Source organism: Pseudomonas sp. SJZ077 (assembly GCF_007993905.1).
GTDB classification, from domain to species: Bacteria; Pseudomonadota; Gammaproteobacteria; order Pseudomonadales; family Pseudomonadaceae; genus Aquipseudomonas; species Aquipseudomonas mandelii.
The window spans coordinates 98869-125460 of record NZ_VIUJ01000008.1; the positions used below are offsets into that span (position 1 = coordinate 98869).

At 57.3% G+C, this 26592-nt stretch carries 29 protein-coding genes; 14 read left to right on the top strand and 15 right to left on the bottom strand.

Going from position 1 to position 26592, the window contains the following annotated elements; all coding sequences use genetic code 11:
* Nucleotides 1-39: 39 nt before the first annotated feature.
* From FBY01_RS14280 to FBY01_RS14290, 3 genes are all read right to left on the bottom strand, one after another.
* Nucleotides 40-816: a pyrroline-5-carboxylate reductase gene (locus FBY01_RS14280; RefSeq protein WP_145308316.1), complete on the bottom strand. Its 777-nt coding sequence runs from the start codon at nt 814-816 to the stop codon at nt 40-42.
* Nucleotides 806-1513 (bottom strand): TetR/AcrR family transcriptional regulator, encoded by a 708-nt coding sequence (locus tag FBY01_RS14285; protein WP_010455399.1) that lies wholly within the window; start codon nt 1511-1513, stop codon nt 806-808. The genes FBY01_RS14280 and FBY01_RS14285 overlap by 11 nt, the downstream gene beginning before the upstream one ends.
* 181 nt (nt 1514-1694) lie before the next feature.
* A complete protein-coding gene (locus FBY01_RS14290; protein WP_145308314.1) occupies nt 1695-3098 on the bottom strand; it encodes an MmgE/PrpD family protein in 1404 nt (467 codons plus the stop codon).
* A 258-nt stretch (nt 3099-3356) separates the two neighbouring features.
* Between FBY01_RS14290 and FBY01_RS14295 the strand changes: the two genes are divergently transcribed.
* Nucleotides 3357-4658 carry a cation:dicarboxylate symporter family transporter gene (locus FBY01_RS14295; protein WP_145308313.1) on the top strand — a complete coding sequence of 434 codons (1302 nt, stop codon included), beginning with the start codon at nt 3357-3359 and terminating at the stop codon, nt 4656-4658.
* 672 nt (nt 4659-5330) lie between these two features.
* Nucleotides 5331-5624 (top strand): fructose-bisphosphate aldolase, encoded by a 294-nt coding sequence (locus tag FBY01_RS14300; RefSeq protein ID WP_145308311.1) that lies wholly within the window; start codon nt 5331-5333, stop codon nt 5622-5624.
* A gap of 53 nt (nt 5625-5677) precedes the next feature.
* Here FBY01_RS14300 and FBY01_RS14305 read toward each other — a convergent pair whose 3' ends face one another.
* Nucleotides 5678-6100: a hypothetical protein gene (locus FBY01_RS14305; RefSeq protein ID WP_145308309.1), complete on the bottom strand. Its 423-nt coding sequence runs from the start codon at nt 6098-6100 to the stop codon at nt 5678-5680.
* A 200-nt stretch (nt 6101-6300) separates the two neighbouring features.
* Here FBY01_RS14305 and FBY01_RS14310 point away from each other — a divergent pair, with 200 nt between their 5' ends.
* On the top strand, nt 6301-6750 hold the full coding sequence (locus FBY01_RS14310) for a hypothetical protein (protein ID WP_083376441.1): 450 nt from the start codon (nt 6301-6303) through the stop codon (nt 6748-6750).
* 120 nt (nt 6751-6870) lie between these two features.
* Here the strand turns inward: FBY01_RS14310 and FBY01_RS14315 are convergent, their stop codons facing one another.
* Complete coding sequence (locus FBY01_RS14315) at nt 6871-7335, bottom strand: GNAT family N-acetyltransferase (RefSeq protein WP_010455408.1); 465 nt, start codon at nt 7333-7335, stop codon at nt 6871-6873.
* Between the two features lie 369 nt (nt 7336-7704).
* Between FBY01_RS14315 and FBY01_RS14320 the strand changes: the two genes are divergently transcribed.
* The 4 genes from FBY01_RS14320 to FBY01_RS14335 all read left to right on the top strand — a co-directional run bounded on the left by FBY01_RS14320 (nt 7705) and on the right by FBY01_RS14335 (nt 9830).
* Entirely contained in the window at nt 7705-8202 is a 498-nt protein-coding gene (locus tag FBY01_RS14320) for a hypothetical protein (RefSeq protein WP_145308306.1), read from the top strand.
* Nucleotides 8203-8281: 79 nt separating this feature from the next.
* The gene (locus tag FBY01_RS14325; protein WP_042932767.1) at nt 8282-8713 is read left to right on the top strand and encodes a hypothetical protein; all 432 of its coding nucleotides are present in this window, start codon (nt 8282-8284) and stop codon (nt 8711-8713) included.
* Nucleotides 8714-8967: 254 nt separating this feature from the next.
* Complete coding sequence (locus FBY01_RS14330; protein WP_077749504.1) at nt 8968-9318, top strand: DUF6152 family protein; 351 nt, start codon at nt 8968-8970, stop codon at nt 9316-9318.
* Entirely contained in the window at nt 9318-9830 is a 513-nt protein-coding gene (locus FBY01_RS14335) for a DUF6644 family protein (RefSeq protein ID WP_145308304.1), read from the top strand. Before FBY01_RS14330 ends, FBY01_RS14335 begins: the two co-directional genes overlap by 1 nt.
* A 71-nt stretch (nt 9831-9901) precedes the next feature.
* Here the strand turns inward: FBY01_RS14335 and FBY01_RS14340 are convergent, their stop codons facing one another.
* The 7 genes from FBY01_RS14340 to FBY01_RS14370 all read right to left on the bottom strand — a co-directional run bounded on the left by FBY01_RS14340 (nt 9902) and on the right by FBY01_RS14370 (nt 17785).
* A complete protein-coding gene (locus FBY01_RS14340; protein WP_145308302.1) occupies nt 9902-10816 on the bottom strand; it encodes a hypothetical protein in 915 nt (304 codons plus the stop codon).
* A 103-nt stretch (nt 10817-10919) separates the two neighbouring features.
* Complete coding sequence (locus tag FBY01_RS14345) at nt 10920-11483, bottom strand: nucleotidyltransferase family protein (protein ID WP_010455420.1); 564 nt, start codon at nt 11481-11483, stop codon at nt 10920-10922.
* Between the two features lie 73 nt (nt 11484-11556).
* A complete protein-coding gene (locus tag FBY01_RS14350; RefSeq protein ID WP_145308300.1) occupies nt 11557-12003 on the bottom strand; it encodes an NUDIX hydrolase in 447 nt (148 codons plus the stop codon).
* A gap of 115 nt (nt 12004-12118) precedes the next feature.
* Entirely contained in the window at nt 12119-12667 is a 549-nt protein-coding gene (locus tag FBY01_RS14355; RefSeq protein ID WP_007946335.1) for a cupin domain-containing protein, read from the bottom strand.
* A 691-nt stretch (nt 12668-13358) separates the two neighbouring features.
* Nucleotides 13359-14642: an FAD-binding oxidoreductase gene (locus FBY01_RS14360; RefSeq protein ID WP_145308298.1), complete on the bottom strand. Its 1284-nt coding sequence runs from the start codon at nt 14640-14642 to the stop codon at nt 13359-13361.
* Between the two features lie 52 nt (nt 14643-14694).
* A complete protein-coding gene (locus FBY01_RS14365) occupies nt 14695-16185 on the bottom strand; it encodes an aldehyde dehydrogenase (RefSeq protein WP_145308296.1) in 1491 nt (496 codons plus the stop codon).
* Nucleotides 16186-16408: 223 nt separating this feature from the next.
* Nucleotides 16409-17785, bottom strand: coding sequence for a glutamine synthetase family protein (locus FBY01_RS14370; protein ID WP_010455434.1), 1377 nt, complete (start codon nt 17783-17785; stop codon nt 16409-16411).
* Between the two features lie 280 nt (nt 17786-18065).
* On the opposite strand from FBY01_RS14370, the gene FBY01_RS14375 reads away from it, so the two are divergent.
* The 5 genes from FBY01_RS14375 (at nt 18066) to FBY01_RS14395 (ending at nt 23416) form a co-directional block, all read left to right on the top strand.
* Nucleotides 18066-18827, top strand: a complete 762-nt coding sequence (locus tag FBY01_RS14375) for a gamma-glutamyl-gamma-aminobutyrate hydrolase family protein (protein WP_077749123.1) — start codon at nt 18066-18068, stop codon at nt 18825-18827.
* 349 nt (nt 18828-19176) lie between these two features.
* Nucleotides 19177-20319, top strand: a complete 1143-nt coding sequence (gene potA / locus FBY01_RS14380; RefSeq protein WP_077749122.1) for a polyamine ABC transporter ATP-binding protein — start codon at nt 19177-19179, stop codon at nt 20317-20319.
* Between the two features lie 29 nt (nt 20320-20348).
* Nucleotides 20349-21230 (top strand): ABC transporter permease subunit, encoded by an 882-nt coding sequence (locus FBY01_RS14385; RefSeq protein ID WP_162179703.1) that lies wholly within the window; start codon nt 20349-20351, stop codon nt 21228-21230.
* Nucleotides 21227-22111 (top strand): ABC transporter permease subunit, encoded by an 885-nt coding sequence (locus FBY01_RS14390; protein WP_010455442.1) that lies wholly within the window; start codon nt 21227-21229, stop codon nt 22109-22111. Before FBY01_RS14385 ends, FBY01_RS14390 begins: the two co-directional genes overlap by 4 nt.
* A gap of 207 nt (nt 22112-22318) precedes the next feature.
* Nucleotides 22319-23416 carry a polyamine ABC transporter substrate-binding protein gene (locus tag FBY01_RS14395; RefSeq protein ID WP_145308294.1) on the top strand — a complete coding sequence of 366 codons (1098 nt, stop codon included), beginning with the start codon at nt 22319-22321 and terminating at the stop codon, nt 23414-23416.
* Nucleotides 23417-23653: 237 nt separating this feature from the next.
* On the opposite strand, the gene thpR is transcribed toward FBY01_RS14395, so the two are convergent.
* A complete protein-coding gene (gene thpR / locus FBY01_RS14400; RefSeq protein ID WP_145308292.1) occupies nt 23654-24193 on the bottom strand; it encodes an RNA 2',3'-cyclic phosphodiesterase in 540 nt (179 codons plus the stop codon).
* 60 nt (nt 24194-24253) lie between these two features.
* Between thpR and FBY01_RS14405 the strand changes: the two genes are divergently transcribed.
* Nucleotides 24254-24448, top strand: a complete 195-nt coding sequence (locus FBY01_RS14405) for a hypothetical protein (protein ID WP_010455448.1) — start codon at nt 24254-24256, stop codon at nt 24446-24448.
* Nucleotides 24449-24462: 14 nt separating this feature from the next.
* Here FBY01_RS14405 and FBY01_RS14410 read toward each other — a convergent pair whose 3' ends face one another.
* Nucleotides 24463-24816 carry a DUF1428 domain-containing protein gene (locus tag FBY01_RS14410; RefSeq protein ID WP_145308290.1) on the bottom strand — a complete coding sequence of 118 codons (354 nt, stop codon included), beginning with the start codon at nt 24814-24816 and terminating at the stop codon, nt 24463-24465.
* A gap of 16 nt (nt 24817-24832) precedes the next feature.
* Entirely contained in the window at nt 24833-25900 is a 1068-nt protein-coding gene (locus FBY01_RS14415) for a hypothetical protein (protein WP_010455451.1), read from the bottom strand.
* Between the two features lie 422 nt (nt 25901-26322).
* On the opposite strand from FBY01_RS14415, the gene FBY01_RS14420 reads away from it, so the two are divergent.
* Nucleotides 26323-26592 (top strand): hypothetical protein, encoded by a 270-nt coding sequence (locus FBY01_RS14420; protein ID WP_010455456.1) that lies wholly within the window; start codon nt 26323-26325, stop codon nt 26590-26592.

Genomic DNA, 26592 nt, shown 5'->3' on the forward strand with positions numbered 1-26592 from the left:
AGGCGCCTCGGGCGCAAAGTGTGTGCCCGGACCGATCGACTACATGCCTCGCCGGGCCACTTGCGCGCCTTCCTGCACGGCACGCCCCACCATGGCTTCGATGCCCTGATCAGCCATCGACTGCAGCACGGCCGCCGTCACCCCGCGATAAGCCATCAAGTTTTCAATCATTTGCCGGGGATCGTGGCTGGCGAGTAATTGACCGCCGCCCACCACCACACCCTGTGCGGCTCGTTGTGCGATCGCGGCCGGGATGCCCGCCGCCACCGCCTGACTCATCAACGCCTGGTGCAACATCGCCGCCAAGGCAGGCCCGGTGCCGGACAGCGCGCTGAGGTAATCGATACAGTCCTCATCCGGCACTTCATCCGCCGCGCCCACGCACTCGAACAACCGTTGCACCAGCGCTCGGTCCTGCTCGCACAGGCTGGCAGGACAGCACCAAGGCGTGAACGACTGCCTGATTTCCACCGCCGCATTCGGCATCGCACGTACCACCACTTCGGCGCCCGTTGCCGCGCGAATAGCCGCCGCCGGAACCCCGGCCATCAGGGAAATCACGAGCTTGCCCCTGGCGTTTATCTGGAGTTGGCGAAATTGTTCTGGCCGGATCGACAGCACAACGATATCGCTGAGATCCACCAGCAACTGGTTGTCAGCCAGCAGCCGCACCGGTGGTTCGAACGTGTGGGTGCCGGACCGGTTCGAGACCAGCAAACGATCAGGACGGATGAAGCCGGTATCGAGCAGCGCCTGCGCAATCGCGCGGCCCAGCCAGCCGGTGCCACCGATGATGCCCAGGGTTCTATTCTGCATCGGGGGTGGCCTCCTCAAAGCTGTCGACCCGTGACACGAAAACCCCCGGCTCTTTTTCTGCGTAGCCGAATTTCCCATAAAACCGGTCGAGCTCGCGCCGCTTCGGTGCTTTGCCGGTAAATACGGTGACGTACTCAGGGATTCGCCGGAAACGTACGACGATATCCTCAGTGGTTTTCATGGAGATGTAGCCGATCTGGGTGAGATAGATCGTTCTGGCCCGAGCGTCGGCGGCCGCAACCTCATAACCGAACCGTCGGAACATCGCGGCCAGGGCATTGATTCGCGCTTCATCAGCCAGCGCGATTTCGGCGGACACCTCAGCCGATTGCAGCGCCCAGCTGCGCACGGCAAATTCAAACTGCGAGTCAAACAAATCAGGGTTTAACCAGCATTCGAAAACGTTGAGGATCGCTTCGGAAATACTTTCTGAATAACTCTCGCACTGGCCAATCAGGCCGCCGGTGTTCTTGTCCCGCCACCGCGCCAGCAGCGCCGCGAGCAACTGCTCCCGGTCTTCATAAAACCAGTAGAAACTGGTGCGCGACAAATTCAGCCGCTTGGCCAACGGCATCACCCGCACGGCGTCCACACCGGATTCTTTCAGCGCATCGTAAGCCGCGTCCAGCCAGCCATTGACGGAGCCACGCCAACCCGCTTCCTGCGCCTTGATTCGCGTCTTTCCTGCCTGCGGCATTTTGGCTTCCTCTTTGATATCTGATGTCCCGGCAACTGTACGCGGCTGCGTGCAAGGCGTACATAAAATGTACATCAACGTACATTTTTTAGACGACGGTGGACACTGGAATTATTTTCAAGAGGGGGCATCGGCCAGACTTCACCAGAAATGAAGACCTCGCCCTGATCATATATCCCGATTAACGACGATTTCCAAAGGGCCGTACCAGCTCTCCAACGTCAGCCAGCGACTCCAGCCGCGCGACCGTCCGCTCCAGTTCTACAATCGTGGAAAAAGGAAGACGCCCTTCGCACAGCGACCGAAACTTTTGTATGAGCCGCTCTTGTTGCGCGCCGAGATCCGTTTCCGGCTGACTTGAATCATGCCGGCGCTCCAGTTTCCGTCCGTCTCGCAATGTGATCCCTACAGTCGTTTCCGGCACTCGCAATGCCGGGTCCAGAATCACCTGCGCCAACCCCTGCAAAGCCAACACCTGCGGATCCACCACGCTCAGCTCATTAAAGGCCTTGGGGTCAGCGGTGTTTTTGCCGAGCAACGCCATCGCTACCGTGTGCTTGAGGCTAAACCTGGCCTGCATCGGCGTGGCAGGCCTGGCGATGTTGCAGATGTCGTCGCAATGAGGGTTTACGCGAATATCAATCGCAACGATGTCGGAAACTTTCATGGCTTCAGTACGAACCAGGTAAAGCGCACTTTCAATGGCCGAATGGGTTTCGTAGCAAGTGTTGTGATATTTGAAGAGATTGGTTTCCAGATGAAAGCCATAGGCCGGTGCGACGTCTGTGGTCTCGACAGCAAAATCGGCTACATAGCGGGGTGTTCTCAGCGCGCAATGCACGGCCATGTCGCTCGAGTGCGTCCGTGCGAACCCGAGGCGATGACCGATCATATCCTCGGAAACATCCACGCCTCTGTGCGCCAGCATCGCAGCCACCAGCCCACTGCGTGCAGCCTCTCCAACCTGCAGCGCCTTGCACGAAGACCCGAACGCCGCTTTCAGCCCTGCCGCACGCGTCGATGCAATGCCCAAGGCCCGTGCGGTCGTTTGCGCGTCGAGGCCGAGCAAGCGAGATGCTGCGGCAGCCGCCCCGAAACAGCCCATCGTTGCCGTCGCATGAAAACCTTTCGCATAATGATTGGGGGCGACCAATTGACCGACGCGGCACGAGGTTTCATAACCGGCAACAAACGCCTCCAGCAGTTGTGCACCACTGGCCTGGAGGTCTTCACCCAGCGCCAGCGCCGCTGCCAGCACCGGCGCGGTGGCATGTCCCGGAATGGAAAAATTGACGTCATCGTAGTCAAGCGCATGGGACGCCATACCATTGACCAGCGCTGCCGCCGAAGCAGGAAGGCGATCCACCTGACCTACCAGCGAGCAGCGAGGATGGCCGCCCTCCGACACCATGAGCCCGGCCAGCGTCTGCGAAACGGAATCATCGGCGCCGGCCACGGTGACGCCCAGCCAGTCGAGTACAGCCTGGCGGGCAATGCGCAACACCTGCGGGGGAATATCCTCCAACCGGAGGCTGACGACCAAAGACGCCAACTCAAGGGTGATGTTCTTGTTTGTATTTCCCATAACGTCCTCAACCGGAATGTCGCGTTCTTGTTTTGTCCACGTTTCCGGTGATCGTCAAACAGGGTTCAGGTCAGCTCAAGCGAGATAAAGTCCCGATTCGCTTGATCACAAATCAATGCATACCACTCCCGTCTAAAACGTCTCAGGCTTGATATTTCCTCAACAACAAAAGGCCAAAAACTCGTTTGTCTGCGGTATGGGTTACTTCTGTAATCCCCCTCGTCACTACTCGACAATAACAACAACGAGGCCACAGACATGTCCACCAAAGAAAAGAAGCCCATCTATAAAAACCTCACGTTCCAGGTAGTCGTCGCCATGGGGCTGGGTATCGCTTTAGGCTTCCTCGCGCCGGAACTGGCTGTCAAATTCAAAATGCTTGGCGACCTCTTTCTCAAACTGATCAAGACCGCCGTGGCGCCCTTGGTGTTTTTCACGGTGGTCCAGGGCATCGCCTCGGCAGGCGATATCAAACGCGTCGGCAAAGTCGGCATGAGAGCAATTATTTATTTCGAGGTGGTTTCCACCCTCGCCTTGGCCATTGGTCTCTTGTGGGGCAACTTGCTGGATATCGGCGCCAACATGCACGGCGCCCACCCAAATAGCGCGGCAACAGCGGCAGCCAACGCGGCCGTCGCCAAAGCCCACGCTCCGGCATCGACCATGGAGTTTATTTACAGCATCTTTCCGGACAACTTCGTCGGTGCGTTCTCCGGCGGGCAAATGCTCCAGGTGCTGGTTATCTCGGTGGTGTTTGGGTTCGCTCTGCTGGCTCTTAAACCGGAACGTCGCAACTTCATTGAAGACGGATTGCATCGGATCTCCGAATGCTTCTTTGAATTCATTAACCTGATCATGAAACTTGCCCCACTCGGCGCCTTCGGTTCCGTGGCCTATGCCGTCGGCAGCAACGGCAGCGCGGTACTGATGTCATTGGCCAACCTGGTGCTGATGTTCTATGTGGTGGTCGCCTTTTTTATCCTCATCATCCTGGGCGCGATATGCCGACTGTCCGGGTTCAGCCTTTGGCGATTTATGAAGTACATCAAGGATGAAATCCTCATCGTCCTGGGGACCGCCTCTTCGGAAAGCGTCCTGCCGCGCCTGCTGCAAAAACTTGAAAAGTTTGGCTGTTCCAAACAAAGCGTCGGTCTGGTGCTGCCCACCGGGTATGCGTTCAACCTGGATGGCACATCGATCTACATGTCACTCTGCGTACTGTTCATTGCCAACGCCTACGGCGTGCCACTGAGCTGGGACGAGCAGCTGGGAATACTCGCCGTCATGCTGCTGACCTCCAAAGGCGCGGCAACCGTGAATGGCGGCAGCTTTGTGGTCTTCGCCGCGACAGTGAGCGCCATCGGCGTGTTACCGGTTGAAGGACTGGCGCTGATTTTTGGAGTGTATCGGTTTATGTCGATGGCTAACGCACTCTGCAACACCATTGGGAATAGTGTCGCTACGGTCGTGGTGTCGAGATGGGCCGGGGAGTTTTCCGAGCAGACGGCACAGGTTGAATATGAACGTGCTCTTGGCCGGATGCCTAACGCGGCGCTTTGATGACGGGCCAAGATGCTTGACCGACGAGAGTGCCGTAAGGGCGGCACTCATCGCTTGAATCAGCATTCAACCGGCAATGCGAGTCGGCACAGCCGAAAGCTCGGGCTGCTTTGTACAATCTATGAATCTCGACGTCCGAATTTCACGTAGGAAACCACAACCTGTGGCGAGGGAGCTTGCTCCCGCTGGGCGGCGAAGCAGCCCCAAAATCCGACAACATTTTAAACATGCCTACATCCCGTAGCCGCTGGCGAAGCCTGCGTTCGGCTGCACAGCAGCCGCAAATCCGGCACGCACGGTTCAGCTGGCATTAAACACGTTCTGATTTCCCGACTGTTATTCAGCTGAATGCAGGATCCGCCATCAGCCACAAAGTAACGATTTTGGTCCTACACACCCGTTTGCAGGCACCAAAATCGCCGCCTATATTCGACCCGTCGCTGACTGTATTAGCGATAGGGTTTCGCAGCCCTCAAGATTGACACCAAAACACCGTCAGGCATGATGCAGCCGGCTCCGGCTGCAAAGTGTTTTATGGCGGTTGTGCGCGGGAGACCTTCGGGTCTGCCGGGTTTTTGGTGTGGTTCTCCGGTCTGCGAACCCGCGCACAACTGCCACCCAATTTGTTTCGCAGCAAACGGTGGTAATTCTTCTTTTGTTAGGATTCACACCATGACAACTCACAAGCCGCCCCGCCGCTTCACCCCCATGTCTCAACTCGCTACTGACTACCCCGTCCTGCTCATCGACTACGACGCCCCACTGCGCGAACTCCACAACTGCCTCAGCGAACGCCTCAACGCCGTCCTCAAATACCTCAACCTCATGGCCTGCACCAGCCTCCCCGACTACGCCGAACACGACATCAACACCGTCACCAACATCGCCCGGATCCTGGTCCAGGATGTGAGCGATGTGTTTCGGGTGATTGAGCAGCGTGGGTTTGATGCACCCAAGAGTCAGTGATCAAAGTTGAGTCGTAAAAAAACCCGCACTGAGTTGCGGGTTTTTTGTGTTGTTCAGGCCTGTCGAGTTGGCGAGTGAATTGTCTTCTCTATCAGCGCCGCGACATCCTTCGCACCAAAACACCGGAATTTAACGCTGCCAGCGCCGGTATCCAGACGGATGATCTTCGTCATGAACCCGCCTTCAATAGTGACCTTTCGGATGAATGCCAGTGGGAGCTCAATATCCAGCGTCCCGTCCTGAACGAGGCGGTTCATGGCATTGGCACTCAAACGAACCATTTTTTGCGTCAGCTCCATCTTCCCGCCAACCCAAAGTCCTCCGTATGCTTCCTTGAAGGCCTCCAGCACATCGCCCAACGCGTCCACATTGCCAGCCTCAGCCACGGAATATAAATCGTCCACGTTGTCGTAATTCACCTCGGCATCGGCCACCAGAAAATTGACCAACTTCGACTTCAAAACCTGTCCAGTCATCCTTGCCTCTCCATTATTGGAAAATGGCGACAGGCCTATTTACTCAAATAGTTCTATCACCTTTTCCTGTCACCTTTTTCTTGCCTTTTCTGCCTGGAACTTTACTACAAAATGATGTCGATATGATGGCGCACCACGACATCTTGTCAGTGGGGCTACCAGAGTCAGGCTGATTCCTGATAAAACCATGGACGTATGTGATGAGACTGATCCTTGCTGTGTTTTTGATGCTTAGCGGGTATGCCTACGCGGGTTGTGCCAACATCAGCGACAGTGACCAGCGCAACTACTGTAATGCCAAATCAGGTAACGGGAGTTGTGCGAGTATCAACAACTCGGATTTGCGCAATGCCTGCAACGCGGAGACCGGCAGCGGCAGCGGCAGCGGCAGTTGCGCCAACATCAATGACAGTGACCAGCGCAACTACTGTAATGCCAAAATAGGCAATGGGGGCTGTGCGAATATCAACAACTCGGATTTGCGCAATGCCTGCAACGCGGAGACCGGCAGCGGCAGCGGCAGCGGCAGTTGCGCCAACATCAATGACAGCGACCAGCGCAACTACTGTAATGCCAAAATAGGGAACGGGAGCTGTGCGAATATCAGCAACAGCGACCTGCGTAACCAGTGTGATTCATTGAAGCGATGATCAAACAGTTCATCGAGTGAACCAAGTAGAAGCCACAACCGATTTCAGCCACAAATTACCCGCATCACTGCGGGTTTTTCATGACCTGTATTTACCCCTGCCCGCCTTCCCCGATCAAGGCTAAAGCCTCTTCGCCATAGGCACACACGCCAACTGAAGCCCTGAAGGCGCATGGTAAACAGCAGGTTCGTCACCCACGAAACCGCAGCGCCGGTAAAAATCAGTCGCGTTCAACGTAGCGTCCAGATTGACCGCCTTCAGGCCCAACTCCCGCGCCAGGCATTCCAGATGGCTGAGCATCTTCAAGCCGATGCCTTGTTGCATGAAACCCGGCAGCACAAAGATCGCGCCGATTTCGCTGTTGTCCAGATCAAGCATCCCTGTCGCCACTGGTTCACCTTGAATGCAGCCCAGGTAAAAGTGCTTTTCCATTAAGTCGCCATACCCATCTTTGGCGGCTCCGACGGTCCAGGCGAGCATTTGTTCTGCGGTATAAGCGCCGATGCATTGGTGCCGTATCGCTTGAAGGCGGATATCGAATGCGGTCTGGGCATCGCTTGGTTCGGCGCGTCTGATCTCAAACATTTCATTCTCCTTGAGCCATCGGTGGACGGAGAACTAAAAAGCCCCGTCCATCTCTGGCGGGGCCTTGGGTAACTACGTCAAATCTGATGAACGCGTGACCTCACGGCCCGCCAGCGGCGGTCATGGAGGAACACATCATGTTCATGCGGGAAATGTAGATCATGGGTCGATAGTGTTTTGGATGAACGGGGTTGTCAATTTTGATGGGGAAAATAAATGCGTTCCCTTGTACATATTTCGCTCCTCACACTCTCTTTTTCTGTCTTGGAACTTTTTAACCAGATGATGTCGATATGATGGCGCGCCACAACATCAATCAGTGGGCCAACCAGCGCCAGGCTGTTTCCTGGAAAACCATGGACGTGTGTGATGAGACTGATTATTGCAGCGCTTTTGATGCTTAGCGGGTATGCCCACGCCAGTTGTGCCAGCATCAGTGACAGTGACCAGCGCTACTACTGTAATGCTAGAGCAGGTGGCGGGAGCTGTGCGGGTATCCGGAACTCAGGTTTGCGCATTGCTTGTTATGCGGAGACCGGCAACGTCAGAGGCAACGGCAGCGTCAACGTCAACGTCAACGTCAGAGGTAATGGCAACGGCAGCGGCAACTTCAGCGGCAGTTGTGCCGCCATCAGCGACAGTGACCAGCGTTACTACTGTAATGCCAAAGCAGGTAACGGAAGCTGTGCGGGGATCAATAACTCAGATTTGCGTAATGCTTGTAATGCGGAGACCGGCAACGGCAGTTGTGCGGGCATCAATGACAGTGACCAGCGCTACTACTGTAATGCCAAAGCAGGTAACGGAAGCTGTGCGGGTATCAGAAACAGCGACCTGCGCAACCAATGTAATGCCTTGAATCACTGAGAGCACGGCTCATCCGAGTCCCCATTCATCCTGGGCCACTCCGCGCCATGCGGCTCCCGGGCAATCAAGGAAGTGTGCAATGAGACTAATACTCGCAGTGATGCTGATGTTCAGCAGCTACGTTTACGCCAGTTGCGAAAACATCAGCAACGATGACCAGCGTAACTATTGCAAGGCGCGTGAGGGCCGAGGCGGTTGTCAGAATATTAAGAACGACGACCAGCGCAACGCCTGCAAAGCGGAAACGGAGGGTACGAGTGATTGTGGAAACATTCGCGACAATGACCAGCGCAACTATTGCAAAGCCAAGCAGGGTTCGGGAGGTTGCCAAAACATCAAGAACGACGACATGCGCAATGCCTGCAAAGCGCAAACAGAAGGTACGAGTGACTGTGGAAACATTCGCGACAATGACCAGCGCAATTACTGCAAGGCCCAGCAAGGCTCCGGAGGTTGCCAGAACATCAAGGACGACGGTCTGCGCAATCAGTGCAAATCCATGGCGCCTTAGCTGAACGGCACAGCGACAGCCGCGTGATAAAGGTGACAGGTCCTTTGTTTAAATAGATCTGTCACCTTTTCCAGTCACCTTTTCCATATAGAAACCACCCTCCGTGGCGAGGGAGCTTGCTCCCGCTGGATGGCGAAGCCGTCCCGGCCTCCCCTCGTCACGAATCTGTACTATTTTTAAGACTCTCTGGATTGACCTGTTCCCGATCAGAACAGGTCGACGGTCATCAATGATCCGTAACAGGAGATTGCATCATGAAGCGCTTGCTTGGGGCTCTTGGATTCTCAACGTTACTGGTGGCATCGACGGTGTTCGCTCATCACGGCTGGAGTGAGTATGACTCGAGCAAACCCTTGCAGTTGAACGGAACGATCGAGGAGTCCGGTTATTCCCACCCGCACGGGTTCATTCGCCTGAAGACCGACGACAAGACCTGGAGTGTCGTGCTTGCGCCGCCATCGCGCATGGAAAACCGGGGGCTTTCCAGGGAAATGCTGAGTGTCGGAAAACGGGCTACGGTGGTGGGCTATCAGAATCGCAACAACCCCGATGAACTGCGCGCAGAACGCATCACGGTCGACAACAAAACCACTGAGTTACGTTGATGCAGACAACTGGCACCCGCGGTGGATCGGGTCTGGACGGCTGGCTGGACGATGTGGGTGAATCGCCACTCGGGTCGGCGATGCGAAGCGAGTTATGGCTGTATCCGATCGTCGAGGTGGTTCACATCATTGGCTTCGTGGTGCTTGTCGGCTCGGTCGTCATGTTCGATCTGCGGGTTCTCGGGCTGTCGAGAGATCTTCCGGTGACGGCACTGGCCCGCCACCTGCTGAGGTGGGGAGTCGCGGCCCTGCTGTTGATCGTCCCGGCGGGGCTGATGATGTTTTCAGCCCATCCGCACGACTTCGCATCTAACAGCGTTTTTATTCTGAAGCTGTGCTTGATCGGTATTGCGGGCCTCAACGCGGCTCTTTTTCATGTGGGCGTCTTTCGATCAGTAGCCCGGTGGAACACCGACACCGCGGCGCCAGGAATAGCAAGAATCCAGGCGATATTTTCGATTATGTTATGGATCAGCGTGGTGCTCTGTGGCCGACTGCTGGCCTACACCTGACAGGGCGACAAAATAAATCATTGACTGATAAATCGCCCTGCTTGCGCCAACCTTTACATGAAGGATCAATACTAAACACTACCCCACATAAAATGCTGCGAAGCTATAAACAGAACACTGGCAGCATACAAAGAATATGAAACACCCTCAGAAACAGGCACCTCCTCAATCCTATAAAAATCCGGAAGATATAACTCCCTCATCCGACCGATATCCCCTTTTACCCTATAGAATTTTTCCCCTAGACCCGAAACATCCCGAATATTAAACATCTCTAGTGAGTTTTCTTTAATTGCATCCTCTAGCTTTTCTTCGAGTACCTTAAGGCGAGGTCTGTACTCACTGTGCAGAGCTATATACTCCTGAATGCATGGCAATACTTTACGGAAAAGCTCGGACTCTTTTTCCTCTGGAATTCTATTGTATACAGATCCCAGCGATTCCCAAAAAACTGACGACTCGGCAATTATTTCCTCGGGACCCTGTGGCACGGATTTCTTTTTCAGAAAAGCAAAGACCGAAGCTTTCGATTTCTCAGACTCATATAAAACAACATCACCCTTAATAAATTTCAACGCCCTCAGCCTGGATACGAGATTAAGACCTGTCTGGTACGTCAGCTCGTAGTCATAGGCCTCGCGCACTACTCTCACGCTTGTGTTTAATGCGTGTCTCAAGTACGGATGAGAATGCCTTTGCGCATCGAACTCATCGAAAACATCTCCTATATTGACGCTCCCACTAAGCGCAGGATGTGCCAATTTCGCCACTATGCACTCGAACTCTTTATTGACTTCAGAAAGAAGTGATATATATTTTTTACTCGCCTCTGAAATCGCAATATTTGATGTCAACACCATATAATCATTTGCAATTTTATCAATTTTTTTTGAGTTATCTCGAGACGACACTACGCTATTTCGATATGCAACAAAGGCAACAAAAAGACTCAATAAAGCGGTAACTTCTGAAATACTCACTGTCATTTACACGCCCCTCATGCAATTTAAAATCAATTAGAACATTCCACCGAAAATGCTCGTAATAACCGCGCGTTCCAAGTAACGTTTTTTGCTTGGTAGCATTAAGTCAGCCGTACCCATGAATCCTGAGCCAAGGCCAGCGTGCCTGATAACTCTTCGCCTTCTGTTCAAATAAATCCGGCTGGGGCGTTTTGGGGTTGATACGAAGAATCCCCTGTTCCGTGTCGGCCAGACCGTTGGGTGCATAGAGCTCACCTGTTTCAATATCCAACCCGATACACGTACCGGCGATCAGATAACGATCAATGCCGTCGCTGGTCGACTGAAGCCGAGGATAAGACCCGCCAAACCTCTGGCTGTACCAAAGATGGACACGGGCTTGGTTCTTGATTTCTACGCTAACTCCGAGATCCTGAAAGAGGCGCTGTGCCGAGTTAATGACCTCATTCTCAGCCTCCCACGACAAATCCTCATCGAAGTAGAAAACGTCGTAATCCTTGATCCCCCACGCTGGCGACTGTTTCGACTGATGATTCCAGACGGCCTGAAAAAGGCAGCCCGCCGTGAGCATGCATTGGTTCAAACCCAGTGAAGGCAAGCGCAAGGTGATTTCCGCGTTTACTGGATTGGTCATCGCGATGCTGACCAACGCTTCGGCAGTCAATGTCATTTTCGCTCCTTGAAAGGTGATCGCATCCTTGGCGATCAATACGTTAAACAGCGCTATTGCTAATGACCGAGCATCAGTCCAGCAGTACGACTTTCTTCAGCAACTCGTATAGCCCAGCAGGCACCAACGGCGTTTCGCCAGTAATACTGTCGAGCGCCAGCCACTTCGCTACAAAGGCAGCGCCATCGCTTTCTTGAGCATCCAAGTGGAGCAGCTCATAGACGCTGGCATCCACGAATTTCGCATCGTAGACCTGCACGATTTCGTGCCCGGGCGTGCCGGCATAGGTGAAGATGTTTTCGAGCGTGCCGAGCAGGCGAACATCGGTAATGGATAAACCGAGTTCTTCGTCGACTTCACGTATTACGGCTTGGGCGCTGGTTTCGCCGAACTCTATTCCGCCACCGATTGGGCGCATGAAGGGCTTTCCAGTAACGGGGTCGAGTGCTTCGTTGACCAGTATCCTGCCATCGTGATGGAAGATGCAGAGTGCGAGGGCTCGGATGCGGGGCGTGGTCATGAGATGAAGTCCATTTGCTTTGATCAAACCCTGTAGCAGGTGCGTCCATTGGGCATGGCTGTTGGCCGCGGACGCAGCCTTCGGCAGCTGCTAAAGGATGGCGTCCGTTTTGATATCAGAAGTTGGCCGGGGTGTTAGCGCTGATGATTTCCGCTTCATCCTGGCCAATATTGCGGAACTTGTGAGGCAACGTCGTCGGGAAGTAATAGCCGTCGCCAGCGTTGAGCACGCTGATCTGACCATCAACCGTCAACTCAACCGTCCCCCGCGTAACCAGCCCGCACTCCTCGCCTTCCGAATGCACAATCGGCTCTTCCCCCGAACTCGCGCCCGGCGCGTATTGCTCGCGCAAAAGGCGCATCTGCCGACTCGGCACCGAAGCGCCAATCAACAGCAGCCGCAACCCATGACGCCCAAGATCCGGCTGTTCATTGGCGCGAAACACGTATTGATGCTCACGTGGCGGCTGGTCGAAAGTAAAGAAATCCGCCAAGGACATGGGAATGCCTTCGAGCAGTTTTTTCAGGGAGCTGACGGAGGGACTGACGCGATTCTGTTCGATCAGGGAGATGGTGGCATTGGTGACGCCGCTACGCCGGGCCAGCTCGCGCTGGGACAGTTTGTAGCTTTCGCGTACTAATTTGAGTCGTGAGCCCGTGTCCATGACAGCCTTATGCGAGAAATACTTAAGGGTTATGGGGGTGGATGGCGGGCGACTTTTGGCCGCGAAAGTACCGCTTCCCTGTCCCGTAAATGTGAAAGGCGGGTATTAAATCACGTTTGGTGGTGTTGCTCAGCAGGTTCGATAACTGGTTAGTGAAAAAGCTGAGGGTGCTCATGTCAGACCGTTTGGCGATGTGGGTTCGGGGGGTGTCAGGTGGCGGTGATGGTGGCTGATCTGGCGCCATCGCGAGCAGGCTCACTCCTACAGTTTTGGCCGGGGCGTATCCACATTTTGTGCACGCCACAGATCTCCTGTAGGAGTGAGCCTGCTCGCGATGACGGTGTGTCTGGCGACGTCGATGTTGACTGTGCCGCCGTCTTCGCCAGCAAGCTCACGCCTACAGTTTGGGCCGGGCGTATCCACATTTTGTGCACGCCACAGATCTCCTGTAGGAGTGAGCCTGCTCGCGATGGCGGTGTGTCTGGCGACGTCGATGTTGACTGTACCGCCGTCTTCGCCAGCAAGCTTGGCTCCTACAGGGATTGCGTTGGGCGTATCCACATTTTGTGCACGCCACAGATCTCCTGTAGGAGTGAGCCTGCTCGCGATGGCGGTGTGTCTGGCGACGTCGATGTTGACTGTGCCGCCGTCTTCGCCAGCAGGCTTGGCCCCTACAGGGATTGCGTTGGACTTAGATCCCGAACCGATCACGCAGCGCGTAATACGCGGCGCCCATGGCAGTGAGTGGCGCCTGGAAGGTGCGACCGCCGAGCATCGGCATATGCGGGAGCGAGGCGAACGCGTCGAAGCGTTCGGCGTCGCCGCGGATCATTTCCGAGATCAGTTTGCCGGCCAGGTGCGAGCAGGTGACGCCGTGGCCGCTGTAGCCTTGCATGTAGTAGGCGTTTTTCTCGATGCGGCCGAATTGCGGCATGCGGGACATGGTCAGCAGGAAGTTGCCGGTCCAGCGGTAGTCGATCTTCACGTCCTTCAGCTGTGGGAAGGTCTTGAGGATTTTCGGCTTGATCAGTTGCTCGATGTCGTCCGGTTCGCGGGCACCGTAGACCACGCCGCCACCGTACAGCAGGCGGTTGTCGGCGGTGAGGCGGTAGTAGTCCAGCAAGTAATTGCAGTCTTCGACGCAGTAGTTGTTTTTGATCAGGCTGCGCGCAACCTTTTCCGACAACGGTTCAGTGACGACGATTTGCGAACCGCACGGCATGCTTTTGCGCGTGACGCGGTTATCGAGGTCTTGTGGCAGGTAGGCATTGCCCGCGATCAGCAGGTACTTGGTGCGCACGACGCCTTTGGCGGTGCGCACGGTGATCGGTTCGCCGTAGGTGATTTCCACCGCTGCCGATTGCTCGTAGATTTTGCCGCCCAGGCCGATGATGGCCGAGGCTTCGCCGAGGGCCAGGTTCAGCGGGTGGATGTGACCGCCCTGCATGTCGAGCAGGCCGCCGACGTAGTTGTCGCAACCGACTTCGCGCTTGATGTCCGTCGCGTCGAGCATGGTCAGGTTTTTGTTGCCGTAACGCTCCCAGCTGCTTTTCTGCTCGGCCAGGCCTTTGAGCTGCTTTTTGTTCAGCGCAGCGAAGATGCCGCCCGGCTTGTAGTCGCACTGGATGTCGTAGTGCTGTATGCGCTGACGAATGATGTCGGCACCTTCGAAGATCATGCTGCCGAGGACTTCGGCGGTTTTGTCGCCGTAGCGTTCTTCGATGACATCGACGTCGCGGCTGTAGGAGTTGACCAGTTGGCCGCCATTGCGACCGCTGGCGCCAAAACCGACTTTGGCGGCTTCGAGCACGGTCACGTTGTAGCCCGCTTCGCAGAGGAACAGGGCCGAGGACAGACCGGTGTAGCCGGCGCCAATGATGCAGACGTCGCAGTCCACGGCTTGTTCCAGGACGGGGAAGTCGCCGGTGAAGTTGCGGGTTGCAGCGTAGTAGCTATTTACATGAGTCTGTTTCATAGGTTTCTCCGATGGTCGCCGACACAAGCCGGCGGCCGCCGTTGTAGAAGTATTAGAGCTTGATCCAGGTCGCTTTGAGTTCGGTGTATTTGTCGAACGCGTGCAGCGATTTGTCCCGACCGTTACCCGACTGCTTGTACCCGCCGAACGGCGCGGTCATGTCGCCGCCGTCGTACTGGTTGACCCAGACACTGCCGGCGCGCAAGCCACGGGCGAAGGTGTGGGCCTTGCTGAGGTTGCTGGTCCACACGCCGGCGGCCAGGCCGAAGATGCTGTCGTTGGCGATGGCCAGCGCTTCTTCCTCGGTGTCGAAGGTGATCAGCGACAGCACCGGGCCGAAGATTTCTTCCCGGGCGATGGTCATGGCGTTGGTCACGCCGTCGAAAATCGCCGGCTCCACGTACAGGCCACCGGTGGCTTCGAGGGTGCGACGGCCGCCCGCGATCAGTTGCGCGCCCTGGTCTTTGCCCACCTGGATGTAGCGCAACACGTTGTCCAGTTGACGCTGATCGACAACCGCACCGACGGTGGTTTCCGGATCGAGTGCGTGCCCCGGTTTCCAGGCTTGCAGCGCTTCCACCAGCAGCGGAATGAACTGCTCGCGAATCGAACGTTCCACCAGCAAGCGCGAGCCGGCGGTGCAGACTTCGCCCTGGTTGAAGGCAATCGCACCGGCCGCCGCTTGTGCTGCCGCGCGCAAATCCGGCGCGTCGGCGAACACCACGTTCGGGCTCTTCCCCCCGGCTTCGAGCCAGACGCGTTTCATGTTGCTTTGCCCGGAATAGATCAGCAGTTGCTTGGCAATCGCGGTCGAGCCGGTGAAGGCCAGCACGTCGACGTCCATGTGCAACGCCAGCGCCTTGCCGACGGTATGACCGTAACCCGGCAGGACGTTGAACACGCCTTTGGGGATGCCAGCGTCCACTGCCAACTGGGCGATGCGGATGGCGGTCAGTGGCGACTTTTCCGAAGGCTTGAGGATGAACGAGTTGCCGGCCGCGAGCGCCGGGGCGAACTTCCAGCTGGCCATGATCAACGGGAAGTTCCACGGCACGATGGCGGCGACCACGCCCGCTGGCTCGCGGGTGATGAGGCCCAGTTGATCATGCGGCGTGGCGGCGACTTCGTCGTAGATTTTGTCGATAGCTTCGGCGCTCCAGCGGATCGCGTTGGCGGTCGCCGGGATGTCGATGTTCATGGAATCGTTGATCGGCTTGCCCATGTCGAGGGTTTCGAGCAGGGCGAGTTCTTCCTGGTTGGCCAGGATCAGATCGGCGAAGCGGATCAGGATGCGCTTGCGCTCGGCCGGGGCAAGGTTGGCCCAGATACCGGATTCGAAGGTGCGGCGCGCGACGGCCACGGCTTCGTTGGCATCGGCTTCGTCGGTGCTGGCAACGTTGGTGAGGAAGCGACCGTCGACCGGGCTCATGCATTCAAAGGTGTCGCCGCTGAGTGCCGGGCGGTATTGGCCGTCGATGAATGCGCGGCCTTCGATAGTGAGGGACTGGAAGCGTTGTTCCCAGTCGCTGCGAGTGTTTGTCATGGTTGTGACTCGACGCAGAGGAATAAGAAGTCGTTGGAAGGTGGTGTATCAGGCGAATTGCATCGCTGACTGCGCGGCCGTCTTCGCGGGCAAGCCTCGCTCCTACAGGTATTGCAGCGTGCACGGCTTCTGCGCCAGGCACTTCTCCCTGTAGGAGCGAGGCTTGCCCGCGAAGAGGCCCTCACATTCAATATCGAAAGTAATTGCCCCACCGCTCAACCCATCAAACGGTATGCAGATACCAGTTGTACTCAAGGTCGGAGATGGAGTTCTCGAACTCGGCCAGCTCGCTTTCCTTGCACGCCACGAACACGTCGATGTACAGCGGGTCGATGTAACGGGCCATGACTTCGCTGTCGTCCAGCTCGCGCAATGCATCGCGCAGGTTGTTCGGCAGGCTCTGCTCGTTTTGCTCGTAGCTGTTGCCTTCCACCGGGGCGCCCGGCTCGATCTGGTTGGTCAGGCCGTGGTGAATACCGGCCAGCACCGACGCCATCAACAGATACGGGTTGGCATCGGCACCCGCCACGCGGTGTTCGATGCGCACCGAATCGGCGGAACCGGTCGGCACACGCACGGCAACGGTACGGTTGTCGATGCCCCAGCTCGGCGAGTTCGGTACGTAGAACTGCGCGCCGAAACGGCGGTATGAGTTGACGTTCGGGCACAGGAAGGCCATCTGCGCCGGCAGGGTCTCGAGCACACCGCCGATCGCGTGTCGCAGCGCGGCGTTCTGCTCGGGATCCTCGCTGGCAAAGATGTTGTTGCCTTCTTTGTCGAGAATCGAAATGTGCACGTGCAAACCGTTGCCCGCCTGGCCCGGATACGGCTTGGCCATAAACGTGGTGTCCATCTCGTGGTCGTAGGCGATGTTCTTCACCAGACGCTTGAGCAACACCGCGTAGTCGCAGGCCTTTATAGGGTCGTTGACGTGATGCAGGTTCACTTCGAACTGCGCCGGGGCGCTTTCCTTGACGATGGCGTCGGCAGGAATGCCCTGCTCTTTCGCGCCTTCAAGGATGTCTTGCAGGCAGTCGACGTATTCATCCAGGTCGTCGATCAAATACACCTGGGTCGACACCGGACGCTTGCCCGAGACCGGCGAACGTGGCGATTGCGGACGACCGTTCACGTTGTCCTGGTCGATCAGGTAGAACTCAAGCTCGAACGCCGCGCAGATGGTCAGGCCCATGTCGTCGAACTTGCGCACCACATTGGCCAGCACTTCACGCGGGTCAGCGAAGAACGCCTCGCCTTCCAGTTCGTGCATGGTCATCAGCAACTGCGCGGTTGGACGTTTCTGCCACGGCTCGATGCTCAGAGTGCCAGGGATGGGATAGCAGATTCGATCCGAGTCGCCGATGTCCAGACCCAGGCCGGTGCTTTCCACCGTAGAACCATTGATGTCCAGAGCAAACAGAGACGCCGGCAGGTTAATGCCTTTTTCGTAAACCTTATGAAGACTGGTGCGTTCGATGCGCTTGCCGCGCACCACACCGTTCATATCCGCAATCAGAAGGTCGACGTACAAAACCTCAGGATATTTCTTAAGGAATGCGTTTGCTTCGTTGAGTTGAACGGTACGCAGAGGGACCGACATGATGCACCTATTAGCTGTTAATTATTATGTTCACTACCTTGTTGCGAGCCCAGTCAACCCGAACGGCAAAGTGAAGTCAATAGCGAACACTTGGCCTCTCCACCTTTATTTTCGGGCCTTTTTGGGGGACGAGAGTGCCATAACGGTCTTGAGCACCGCGTAAACCCTGAGGATCGGACGATCGGCGTTTAGAATTTTTTACATGAGAGTTGTTAATTAAAATCAACAAGGCTAAGCTCCGGAAAAGCTCGTTCAAGTGTGAAACTTCGAGGTGATAAAAATGGCATTCAAGCCATTGATCGGCGTTACAGCGTGCGTCAAACAGATTGGCCTGCACCCCTACCACATCAGCGGCGACAAGTACTTGCGTGCTGTCAGCGTTGCGGCTTTGGGGCTGCCCGTCGTTATTCCTTCCCTAGGCGAATTGACCGATATCGACGATCTGCTCGCGCAGCTCGACGGTCTGCTGCTGACCGGCTCGCCCTCGAATGTGGAACCCTTCCACTATCAAGGCCCGGACAGTGCCCCCGGCACGGATCACGATCCGGCGCGGGACGCCACCACCCTTCCTTTATTGCGTGCAGCCATTGCGGCGGGCGTGCCGGTGCTCGGCATCTGCCGAGGCTTTCAGGAAATGAACGTGGCGTTCGGCGGCAGCCTGCACCAGAAGGTGCATGAACTGCCCGGCATGCTCGATCACCGGGAAGCGGACAGTCCCGAGCTGGCGGTGCAATACGCCCCGGCGCATACCGTGACGGTGCAACCGGGTGGCGTGTTCGAAGCGATGGAGTTGCCCGCCGAGTTCAGGGTCAATTCGATTCACAGTCAGGGTATTGATCGATTGGCGCCAGGCCTGCGCGCCGAAGCGGTTGCGCCGGACGGTTTGATCGAAGCCATTTCGGTGGAACACAGCCAGGCGTTTGCCGTCGGTGTGCAATGGCACCCGGAATGGCAGGTCCTGTCGAACCCGCCCTACTTGAGCATTTTCCAGGCGTTCGGTGATGCGTGCCGGCGACGGGCCGCGTTGCGTAAAACCCGCTGACTTAAAACAACCCTTTACTGCCCCCGCGAGTCAGGCGGGCGTGTCTTTGCGCGTCCGTGACTTGCGACAACAACACACTGCGATAACAACAAGTACTACCAGGCAGCCAGGACGGCGGCGCCGAACAAGCCCGATCGATGCGGATCAGGCGAGCGCAACCTCTTGTAGGAGCGAGGCTTGCCCGCGAAGGCGGAGTGTCAGACGACATCATCGATACCTGATACACCGCCTTCGCGGGCAAGCCTCGCTCCTACAGGGTTCGTGCTCCGACTGAACCTGTCCGGGCTAGCAATCCACTCTTAAGTCAGGCCGCGTTGGCCCGACGACTGAAACCTGTTGGGAGTTTCACATGGCAAACGCCTCCAGCATCTACAGGAAGGCTCTTGAGGGTCACCAGGCACCGAAAAAGGTGCTGGTGAAAGTCGACCGCGTCACCAAGAAATTCGACGAAACCACCGCGGTGGATGATGTCTCGCTTGAGATCCATCAAGGTGAAATCTTCGCCCTGCTCGGTGGTTCCGGCTCCGGCAAATCGACCCTGCTGCGCATGCTCGCAGGCTTCGAGCGCCCGACCGAGGGACGGATTCTGCTCGACGGTGTCGACATCACCGACATGCCGCCGTATGAACGGCCGATCAACATGATGTTCCAGTCATACGCCTTGTTCCCGCACATGACAGTGGCGCAGAACATTGCCTTCGGCCTCAAGCAGGACCGTTTGCCCGCCAGCGAAATCGACGCCCGCGTTGAAGAGATGCTGCGCCTGGTGCACATGACCCAGTACGCCAAACGCAAACCCCATCAATTGTCCGGCGGTCAGCGTCAGCGCGTGGCCCTCGCCCGCTCCCTGGCCAAGCGTCCGAAGCTGTTGCTGCTCGACGAACCGATGGGCGCCCTGGACAAGAAGCTGCGTTCGCAGATGCAACTGGAGCTGGTAGAAATCATCGAACGGGTCGGCGTGACCTGCGTGATGGTGACTCATGACCAGGAAGAGGCCATGACCATGGCTGAGCGCATCGCGATCATGCACCTGGGCTGGATCGCGCAGATCGGCAGTCCGGTCGACATTTATGAAGCACCGGTCAGCCGCATGGTCTGCGAGTTCATCGGCAACGTGAACGCCTTCGAAGGCACGGTGGTGGAAGACCTTGAAGGTCACGCGATCATTCATAGCCCGGACCTGGAACAGAAGATTTACGTCGGTCACGGCGTCAGCACCTCGGTGCAGGACAAGTCGATCACCTACGCGATCCGCCCGGAAAAAATGTTGGTCAGTACCCTCAAGCCGGACACTCGCTACAACTGGTCCGAAGGCAAGGTGCATGACATCGCCTACCTCGGCGGTCACTCGGTGTTTTACGTGGAATTGCCTGGCGGCAAAGTCGTGCAATCGTTCATGGCCAACGCCGAACGCCGTGGCGCGCGACCGACCTGGGACGACAAAGTCTACGTGTGGTGGGAAGACGACAGCGGCGTGGTACTGCGCTCATGAAAACACTCAATCAGCGGTTCATGCGGCTGATGCCGAGTGGTCGAAAGCTCGTCATCGGGATTCCTTTCCTGTGGCTGTGCCTGTTTTTCCTGTTGCCGTTCTTCCTGGTGATGAAGATCAGCTTCTCGGAAGCGGCCCTGGCCATTCCTCCTTACTCCGAGATCTACACCTTCGCCGAGCAGAAATTCCAGCTGCTGCTGAACCTCGGCAACTACTCGCTGCTGACTCAGGATGAGCTGTACATCTCGGCCTACTTCGGCTCGTTGAAGGTCGCGTTTTTAAGCACATTGATGTGCCTGGTGATCGGTTTTCCGATGGCCTACGCGATCACCAAGGCCAGCAAGGAAACGCAAAACGTTTTGCTGCTGCTGATCATGATGCCGACCTGGACCGCGATCCTGATCCGCGTGTATGCGTGGATGGGCATCCTGAGCAACAACGGTTTGCTCAACGGGTTTTTGATGTGGACCGGGCTGACCGATCACCCGATCGAGATCCTCAACACCAACACGGCCGTGTATATCGGTGTGGTTTACGCCTACTTGCCGTTCATGGTGCTGCCGCTGTACGCCAACCTGGTCAAGCACGATCAAAGCTTGCTGGAGGCGGCGTCGGATCTGGGTTCGAGCAACTTCAACAACTTCTGGAAAATCACCGTGCCGCTGGCCAAGAACGGGATCATTGCCGGTTGCATGCTGGTGTTCATTCCGGTGGTCGGTGAGTTCGTGATTCCGGAGCTGCTGGGCGGCCCTGAGACGCTGATGATCGGTCGCGTGCTGTGGCAAGAGTTCTTCAATAACCGCGACTGGCCGGTGGCGTCTGCCCTGGCGGTGGTGATGCTGTTGATCCTGATTGTGCCGATTCTGCTGTTCAACCGCAGCCAGGCCAAAGAGATGGAGGCACGGGGATGAAACGCTTCGGATTTTCAAAGTTCATGCTGATTTTCGGCCTGTCGTTTATCTACTTGCCGATGTTGATTCTGGTGATCTACTCGTTCAACGCTTCCAAACTGGTGACGGTCTGGGGCGGCTGGTCGTTCAAGTGGTACGCCGGTCTGCTCGACAACACGCAACTGATGGGCTCGGTGGTGCGCTCGCTGGAAATCGCCTGCTACACGGCGATTGCGGCGGTGGCGCTGGGGACGTTGGCGGCATTCGTGCTGACTCGCGTGACGCGCTTCAAGGGTCGCACCTTGTTTGGCGGTTTGGTGACCGCGCCGCTGGTGATGCCGGAAGTCATCACCGGCCTGTCGCTGTTGCTGCTGTTCGTGGCGATGGCGCAGTTGATCGGCTGGCCGATGGAGCGTGGCATCGTCACCATCTGGATCGCCCACACCACGTTCTGTGCGGCGTACGTCGCGGTGGTGGTCTCGGCGCGTTTGCGTGAGTTGGATTTGTCCATCGAAGAAGCGGCGATGGACCTTGGGGCGAAGCCGTTCAAGGTGTTTTTCCTGATCACCATTCCGATGATCGCGCCGTCACTGGCGGCCGGCGGCATGATGTCGTTTGCCCTGTCGCTGGATGACCTGGTGTTGGCGAGTTTCGTCTCGGGGCCGGGTTCGACGACCTTGCCGATGGAAGTGTTCTCGGCGGTGCGTCTGGGGGTGAAGCCTGAGATCAACGCCGTGGCGAGTTTGATTCTGTTGGCCGTTTCGATCGTGACCTTCATGGTCTGGTACTTCAGCCGCCGTGCCGAAGCCACCCGCAAACGTGCGATCCAGGAAGCGATGGACCAGACCGCGAGCGAATCGTGGCAGCAACCTGAAAAGCGAATGGTGGAAGCGACGGTTTAGGTTGTTGAGTTAACTGTGGCGAGGGAGCTTGCTCCCGCTTGAGTGCGCAGCACTCACCCAATTGGCAGGGTTGCCAGAATTCTTGGGGCCGCTTCGCAGCCAAGCGGGAGCAAGCTCCCTCGCCACAGGTTGTGTATTGCCCCACAGGTTTTGTGTTTACCGCATTTTTGCTTTGTGTCACTGAATAAAAAGAATGGAGTTGTACCGATGAAAATGTTTGGCAGGACTCTGCTGACACTGTCCTTAGTGGGCGCGATTGCCACCGTTGCCCAGGCCAATGACAAGGTTCTGCGCGTCTACAACTGGTCGGATTACATCGCCCCGGACACCGTCAGGAAGTTCGAAGACGAGACCGGCATCCGCGTGACCTACGATGTGTTCGACAGCAATGAAACCCTTGAAGCCCGTCTGCTCGCCGGCAAGTCCGGCTACGACATCGTGGTGCCGTCCAACAGTTTCCTGGCCAAGCAGATCAAGGCCGGGGTCTATCAGGAACTGGACAAGTCGAAGCTGTCGAACTGGAAAAACCTCAACCCGGTGCTGCTGAAAAACGCGTCCGCCAGTGACCCGGATAACGGCCACGCTTTCCCGTACATGTGGGGTTCGATCGGCATTGGCTTCAACCCGGCCAAGGTCAAGGAAGTGCTCGGCGCCAACGCACCGACCAACTCCTGGGACTTGCTGTTCAAACCGGAAAACGCGGAAAAACTGAAAGCGTGCGGCATCAGCTTCCTCGACTCGCCTACCGAGATGCTCCCGGCGGCCCTGCACTACCTGGGTTATCCGGTGAACTCCCAGGACAAGGCTCAGATCGCCGAAGCCGAAGCGCTGTTCATGAAAATTCGGCCGTCGGTGGCGTACTTCCATTCGTCGAAATACATCTCCGACCTGGCCAACGGCAACATCTGCGTCGCGGTCGGTTACTCCGGGGACGTGCTGCAAGCCAAGGCGCGAGCCCAGGAAGCGGGCGACAAAGTGAAGATCGATTACAGCATTCCGAAAGAAGGGGCCGGCAGCTTCTACGACATGGTCGCGATCCCCAAGGACGCGGCGAACGTGGAGAACGCCTACCTGTTCATGAACTTCCTGATGCGCCCGGAGATCATCGCCGAGATCACCAACAACATCGGCTACAGCAACGCCAATGCGGCGGCCACACCGTTGGTGGACGAGGCCATCCGGGATGATCCTGGGTCGTATCCGCCGCAAGCGGTCATGGCGACGCTGTATGCGATTCCGGATATGCCGATCGGCGTTCAGCGCGTGATGACTCGGGGCTGGACGCGGGTGAAACTCGGGAAATAGTCGCTCAATGATCGTTCCCACGCTCTGCGTGGGAATGCAGCCCGGGATGCTCCGCGCCCCTTCCAAAGCCGAACGCGGAGCGTCCGGGGAGGCATTTCCACGCGAAGCGTGGGAACGATCACTGTCAAAGTTTCCGTTCACGCAGCGCCTTACCACCGCTGCATCCTCTCTGACGAACGGCCTCACCTGGCTTCCTCGGTTAAGGTGAACTTAGGCGCCCTCCTCGGGCGCCTTTTTTTATGCAAGGGCCAGCGGCCATTCCGCCAGCGCCCGATACCGCCCCTTATGGGATTCAAACAAGATAAAGCGATCAGCCCGCAGGAAAAATTCGGGCGGCGTCGCGGACTCAGGCACCGGCATTCGATAATCATGCATCAACGTCAGGTGCGGCCGAAACGCCTTCGGCGTCTCTTCAACGCCAAACGGCAACATCGCCTGTTCCAGCGCATATACCAGACGCAACAACTCCGGCGGTGCCTGCTCCGGCGCCAGGACCAACACCCCTGCCCGGCGCCAGACCTCCATTCGATCCAGCGCCAACCTCAGCGGTATACCCGGTATGTGGACCTTCTCGGCCGCCGTACAGATCTCGCCAATCTGCGCCACGCCGACAGCCCCCAAAAACAACAATGTCAGGTGAAAGTTTTCCGCCGGCACCGGACGCCCGCTGCGCAGCTCAAGGGCGCTGCGCCATTGAGCAATGGCCTTGCGCTGCTGCGGCGGGCAATTGAGCGCGAAAAACAGCCGCTTGAACGGTTCACGGGATTCGTCAGTCATGCCTGGCAGCTCCTGACATGCACGTTATAGTTGAACCAACCGAATCAACGGGAGGGGGCCATGCGACAGATCATCAGCAAAGAGCCATGGTGGGCAATGCCACCGAAACCGGGGCAGGATGAGTCCGAGCTGGAATGGGGCTGGCTGGTTCACTATAGCGAAGGTGAGCCGCGCTTCGAATTCGTCAGGGAGCGGCCGACGGACAGCGAGATCCGCAACCGCAAAAGTTGCAGGATCACCCCGTCGCCGGAGTGATCCTTTCGACGGGATCAGGCCTTCACGATCATTTCAAAACCACCAAAGACCAGGCGCTGGCCATCGAAGGGCATCGGATTGACGTCCGGCCGCATCCGCGGATCGTTCATCATTTTGTCCATGCCCGCATTACGGGTGGCCTTGTCCGGCCAGATGATCCAACTGAACACCACGGTTTCATCCTCCTTGAGTTTCACCGCCATGGGAAACGAGGTTACTTTGCCGTCCGGCACGTCGTCGCCCCAGCATTCAGCGACGCTGAGCGCGCCACATTCCTTGAAAATGACCGCAGCGGTCTCAGCGTGTTTCTTGAATTTCTCGCGGTTGGCGGTGGGCACGGCAGCGAGGAAGCCATCAACGTAGGACATGGTGTTTCTCCTTCGGTTATGGAACGGTCTGCTGGGTAGTCGATTCTGTCGGGCTCCAATCGACAGCGCCGCCGCCCGAACTGACCGACGGTACGTCGGCGCTCTCCGCCAGGTTGCCCTCGATCTGCGCCGCCATGTACAGCGTCCCCGCCATGACGCCGGAGGTCGGGTTCTGCACCAGTTTCATCCAGGCCTTGTCGAACGTATTGCCCAGGCTGGCGCGAATCAGCGCTTCGCTGTCCGGCCGGTCATTGGCCTGAATAATCGCCCGAATGCCGGCTACCCCCACCGAAATCAGGGCGCCGGCCAGTTTCCCGGCTGCTGCGGCCACCGCACTGGCCGCGCCTCGCGGGGCCATTTCGGCCTCCATCCGTTGACTGGCGCGCTTGGCCACCGGCGCCATGGCGGTGTCGGTCGAATCAACGCCTTTGTCGCCCCCCGCCTTGTGGATTTTCTCGATCAACGCCGCGTAGGCCGGCAACGAATTCAGCGGTTGGGTGTGCACGACCTGATACAGCGACGCATCACGCGCGGGCGGTGGCCCGAGTGCTATCGCGGGGATTTTCTGGATGCGGCCGTTGAGCTGGGCCATCGGCACGCCGTGGCGCTGGGAGATTCGCTGCAGTTCCTCCTGAAGAATGTCCACGTAGAAGGCCGTCGCCAAGCCGAGAATCGCGTCGGGATCGATCTCTACCGCGACCGGCGCCAGCACGCGTTTCTGGTATTGCTCCAGCAGGTAGGCCGCCAGGCGCTTGGCCGAGGCATCCTGCTCACCCTTGGCACTGAGGCTGTACCAGCTGACCTTCACCGATAGCCATTCCTGGGTCCAGTAACTGCTGAACCAGGGAATGAAGTTCTCTTCGGTCAGTTGGTAGACCCGCGTGCGCCAGTAATCCATGGCACCCCGGGCATAGATTTTTGTCTGCTCGGTCGCGGACTGCGACGCGGCGACAATCTCCTGGTCCACCTGCCGCCAGGTGCTTTGCGACACCACCACGACCGGCGCCACCACCGGGGCACGCACAGGCGTGGCGCATCCCGCCAACACCACCATCACGGGGACGATCAGCGAACGCAGGTTCAAGATCGCGGTTCCTACAGTGTTCCCCGGACGGTATGTCCGGTGTTCAAAGGACTGTTTATTTGAGTATAGGTGGCGGGGTTTGTTCGCTTGGAGCTGGTGGTGTTTTCCAGGGCCTCATCGCGAGCAGGCTCGCTCCCACAGTGGTCTGTGGTGAAACACAGGCTTGCGAACGACGCCAATCCCTGTGGGAGCGCGCCTGCTCGCGATGGGGCCCTGAAGATCACCATCAACGGCGTCGATACTCACCATCGCGACGATTGCCTTCCGCTAAAAAACCGCCTGGCGCAGGATCAACCCATCCCAAGGCAAAAGCCCACACCGGAGGGGAAAATCATGTTGATCCATCTGCTGACCTGCCTGGCCCTGACGGCCGTTACGCTGACTGTCTTTTCCTACATCGTCCTCGCCAAGGAGCGCAGATCATGATCCACGCCATTACCCTTTGCGTAAGCTTCCCGGTGTTCGGCAACAACTTCTATTCGCAGCCATTCGTCTCTCGCAAAGAGTTGTCACTGGTGTTCGACAAAAACTTCGAGGCATTGCTGATACCGGCAGCCGCGAACCACTTCAACAATGAAGTGGTCGGGCTCAACGATCAATTCCGGTTCCTCAATGACGTGTTGGTTGAACACCTGCTGGAGATCGAATTGGCCCAGAGCGCGCCTCGGTCTTCGCGTCAATTCACGTTTTAG

Bases quoted from the DNA above. Each gene is read 5' to 3' on its own strand.
- FBY01_RS14280 (WP_145308316.1), bottom strand. From the start codon at position 816: ATGCAGAATAGAACCCTGGGCATCATCGGTGGCACCGGCTGGCTGGGC.
- FBY01_RS14285 (WP_010455399.1), bottom strand. From the start codon at position 1,513: ATGCCGCAGGCAGGAAAGACGCGAATCAAGGCGCAGGAAGCGGGTTGG.
- FBY01_RS14290 (WP_145308314.1), bottom strand. From the start codon at position 3,098: ATGGGAAATACAAACAAGAACATCACCCTTGAGTTGGCGTCTTTGGTC.
- FBY01_RS14295 (WP_145308313.1), top strand. From the start codon at position 3,357: ATGTCCACCAAAGAAAAGAAGCCCATCTATAAAAACCTCACGTTCCAG.
- FBY01_RS14300 (WP_145308311.1), top strand. From the start codon at position 5,331: ATGACAACTCACAAGCCGCCCCGCCGCTTCACCCCCATGTCTCAACTC.
- FBY01_RS14305 (WP_145308309.1), bottom strand. From the start codon at position 6,100: ATGACTGGACAGGTTTTGAAGTCGAAGTTGGTCAATTTTCTGGTGGCC.
- FBY01_RS14310 (WP_083376441.1), top strand. From the start codon at position 6,301: ATGAGACTGATCCTTGCTGTGTTTTTGATGCTTAGCGGGTATGCCTAC.
- FBY01_RS14315 (WP_010455408.1), bottom strand. From the start codon at position 7,335: ATGTTTGAGATCAGACGCGCCGAACCAAGCGATGCCCAGACCGCATTC.
- FBY01_RS14320 (WP_145308306.1), top strand. From the start codon at position 7,705: ATGAGACTGATTATTGCAGCGCTTTTGATGCTTAGCGGGTATGCCCAC.
- FBY01_RS14325 (WP_042932767.1), top strand. From the start codon at position 8,282: ATGAGACTAATACTCGCAGTGATGCTGATGTTCAGCAGCTACGTTTAC.
- FBY01_RS14330 (WP_077749504.1), top strand. From the start codon at position 8,968: ATGAAGCGCTTGCTTGGGGCTCTTGGATTCTCAACGTTACTGGTGGCA.
- FBY01_RS14335 (WP_145308304.1), top strand. From the start codon at position 9,318: ATGCAGACAACTGGCACCCGCGGTGGATCGGGTCTGGACGGCTGGCTG.
- FBY01_RS14340 (WP_145308302.1), bottom strand. From the start codon at position 10,816: ATGACAGTGAGTATTTCAGAAGTTACCGCTTTATTGAGTCTTTTTGTT.
- FBY01_RS14345 (WP_010455420.1), bottom strand. From the start codon at position 11,483: ATGACATTGACTGCCGAAGCGTTGGTCAGCATCGCGATGACCAATCCA.
- FBY01_RS14350 (WP_145308300.1), bottom strand. From the start codon at position 12,003: ATGACCACGCCCCGCATCCGAGCCCTCGCACTCTGCATCTTCCATCAC.
- FBY01_RS14355 (WP_007946335.1), bottom strand. From the start codon at position 12,667: ATGGACACGGGCTCACGACTCAAATTAGTACGCGAAAGCTACAAACTG.
- FBY01_RS14360 (WP_145308298.1), bottom strand. From the start codon at position 14,642: ATGAAACAGACTCATGTAAATAGCTACTACGCTGCAACCCGCAACTTC.
- FBY01_RS14365 (WP_145308296.1), bottom strand. From the start codon at position 16,185: ATGACAAACACTCGCAGCGACTGGGAACAACGCTTCCAGTCCCTCACT.
- FBY01_RS14370 (WP_010455434.1), bottom strand. From the start codon at position 17,785: ATGTCGGTCCCTCTGCGTACCGTTCAACTCAACGAAGCAAACGCATTC.
- FBY01_RS14375 (WP_077749123.1), top strand. From the start codon at position 18,066: ATGGCATTCAAGCCATTGATCGGCGTTACAGCGTGCGTCAAACAGATT.
- potA (WP_077749122.1), top strand. From the start codon at position 19,177: ATGGCAAACGCCTCCAGCATCTACAGGAAGGCTCTTGAGGGTCACCAG.
- FBY01_RS14385 (WP_162179703.1), top strand. From the start codon at position 20,349: ATGCCGAGTGGTCGAAAGCTCGTCATCGGGATTCCTTTCCTGTGGCTG.
- FBY01_RS14390 (WP_010455442.1), top strand. From the start codon at position 21,227: ATGAAACGCTTCGGATTTTCAAAGTTCATGCTGATTTTCGGCCTGTCG.
- FBY01_RS14395 (WP_145308294.1), top strand. From the start codon at position 22,319: ATGAAAATGTTTGGCAGGACTCTGCTGACACTGTCCTTAGTGGGCGCG.
- thpR (WP_145308292.1), bottom strand. From the start codon at position 24,193: ATGACTGACGAATCCCGTGAACCGTTCAAGCGGCTGTTTTTCGCGCTC.
- FBY01_RS14405 (WP_010455448.1), top strand. From the start codon at position 24,254: ATGCGACAGATCATCAGCAAAGAGCCATGGTGGGCAATGCCACCGAAA.
- FBY01_RS14410 (WP_145308290.1), bottom strand. From the start codon at position 24,816: ATGTCCTACGTTGATGGCTTCCTCGCTGCCGTGCCCACCGCCAACCGC.
- FBY01_RS14420 (WP_010455456.1), top strand. From the start codon at position 26,323: ATGATCCACGCCATTACCCTTTGCGTAAGCTTCCCGGTGTTCGGCAAC.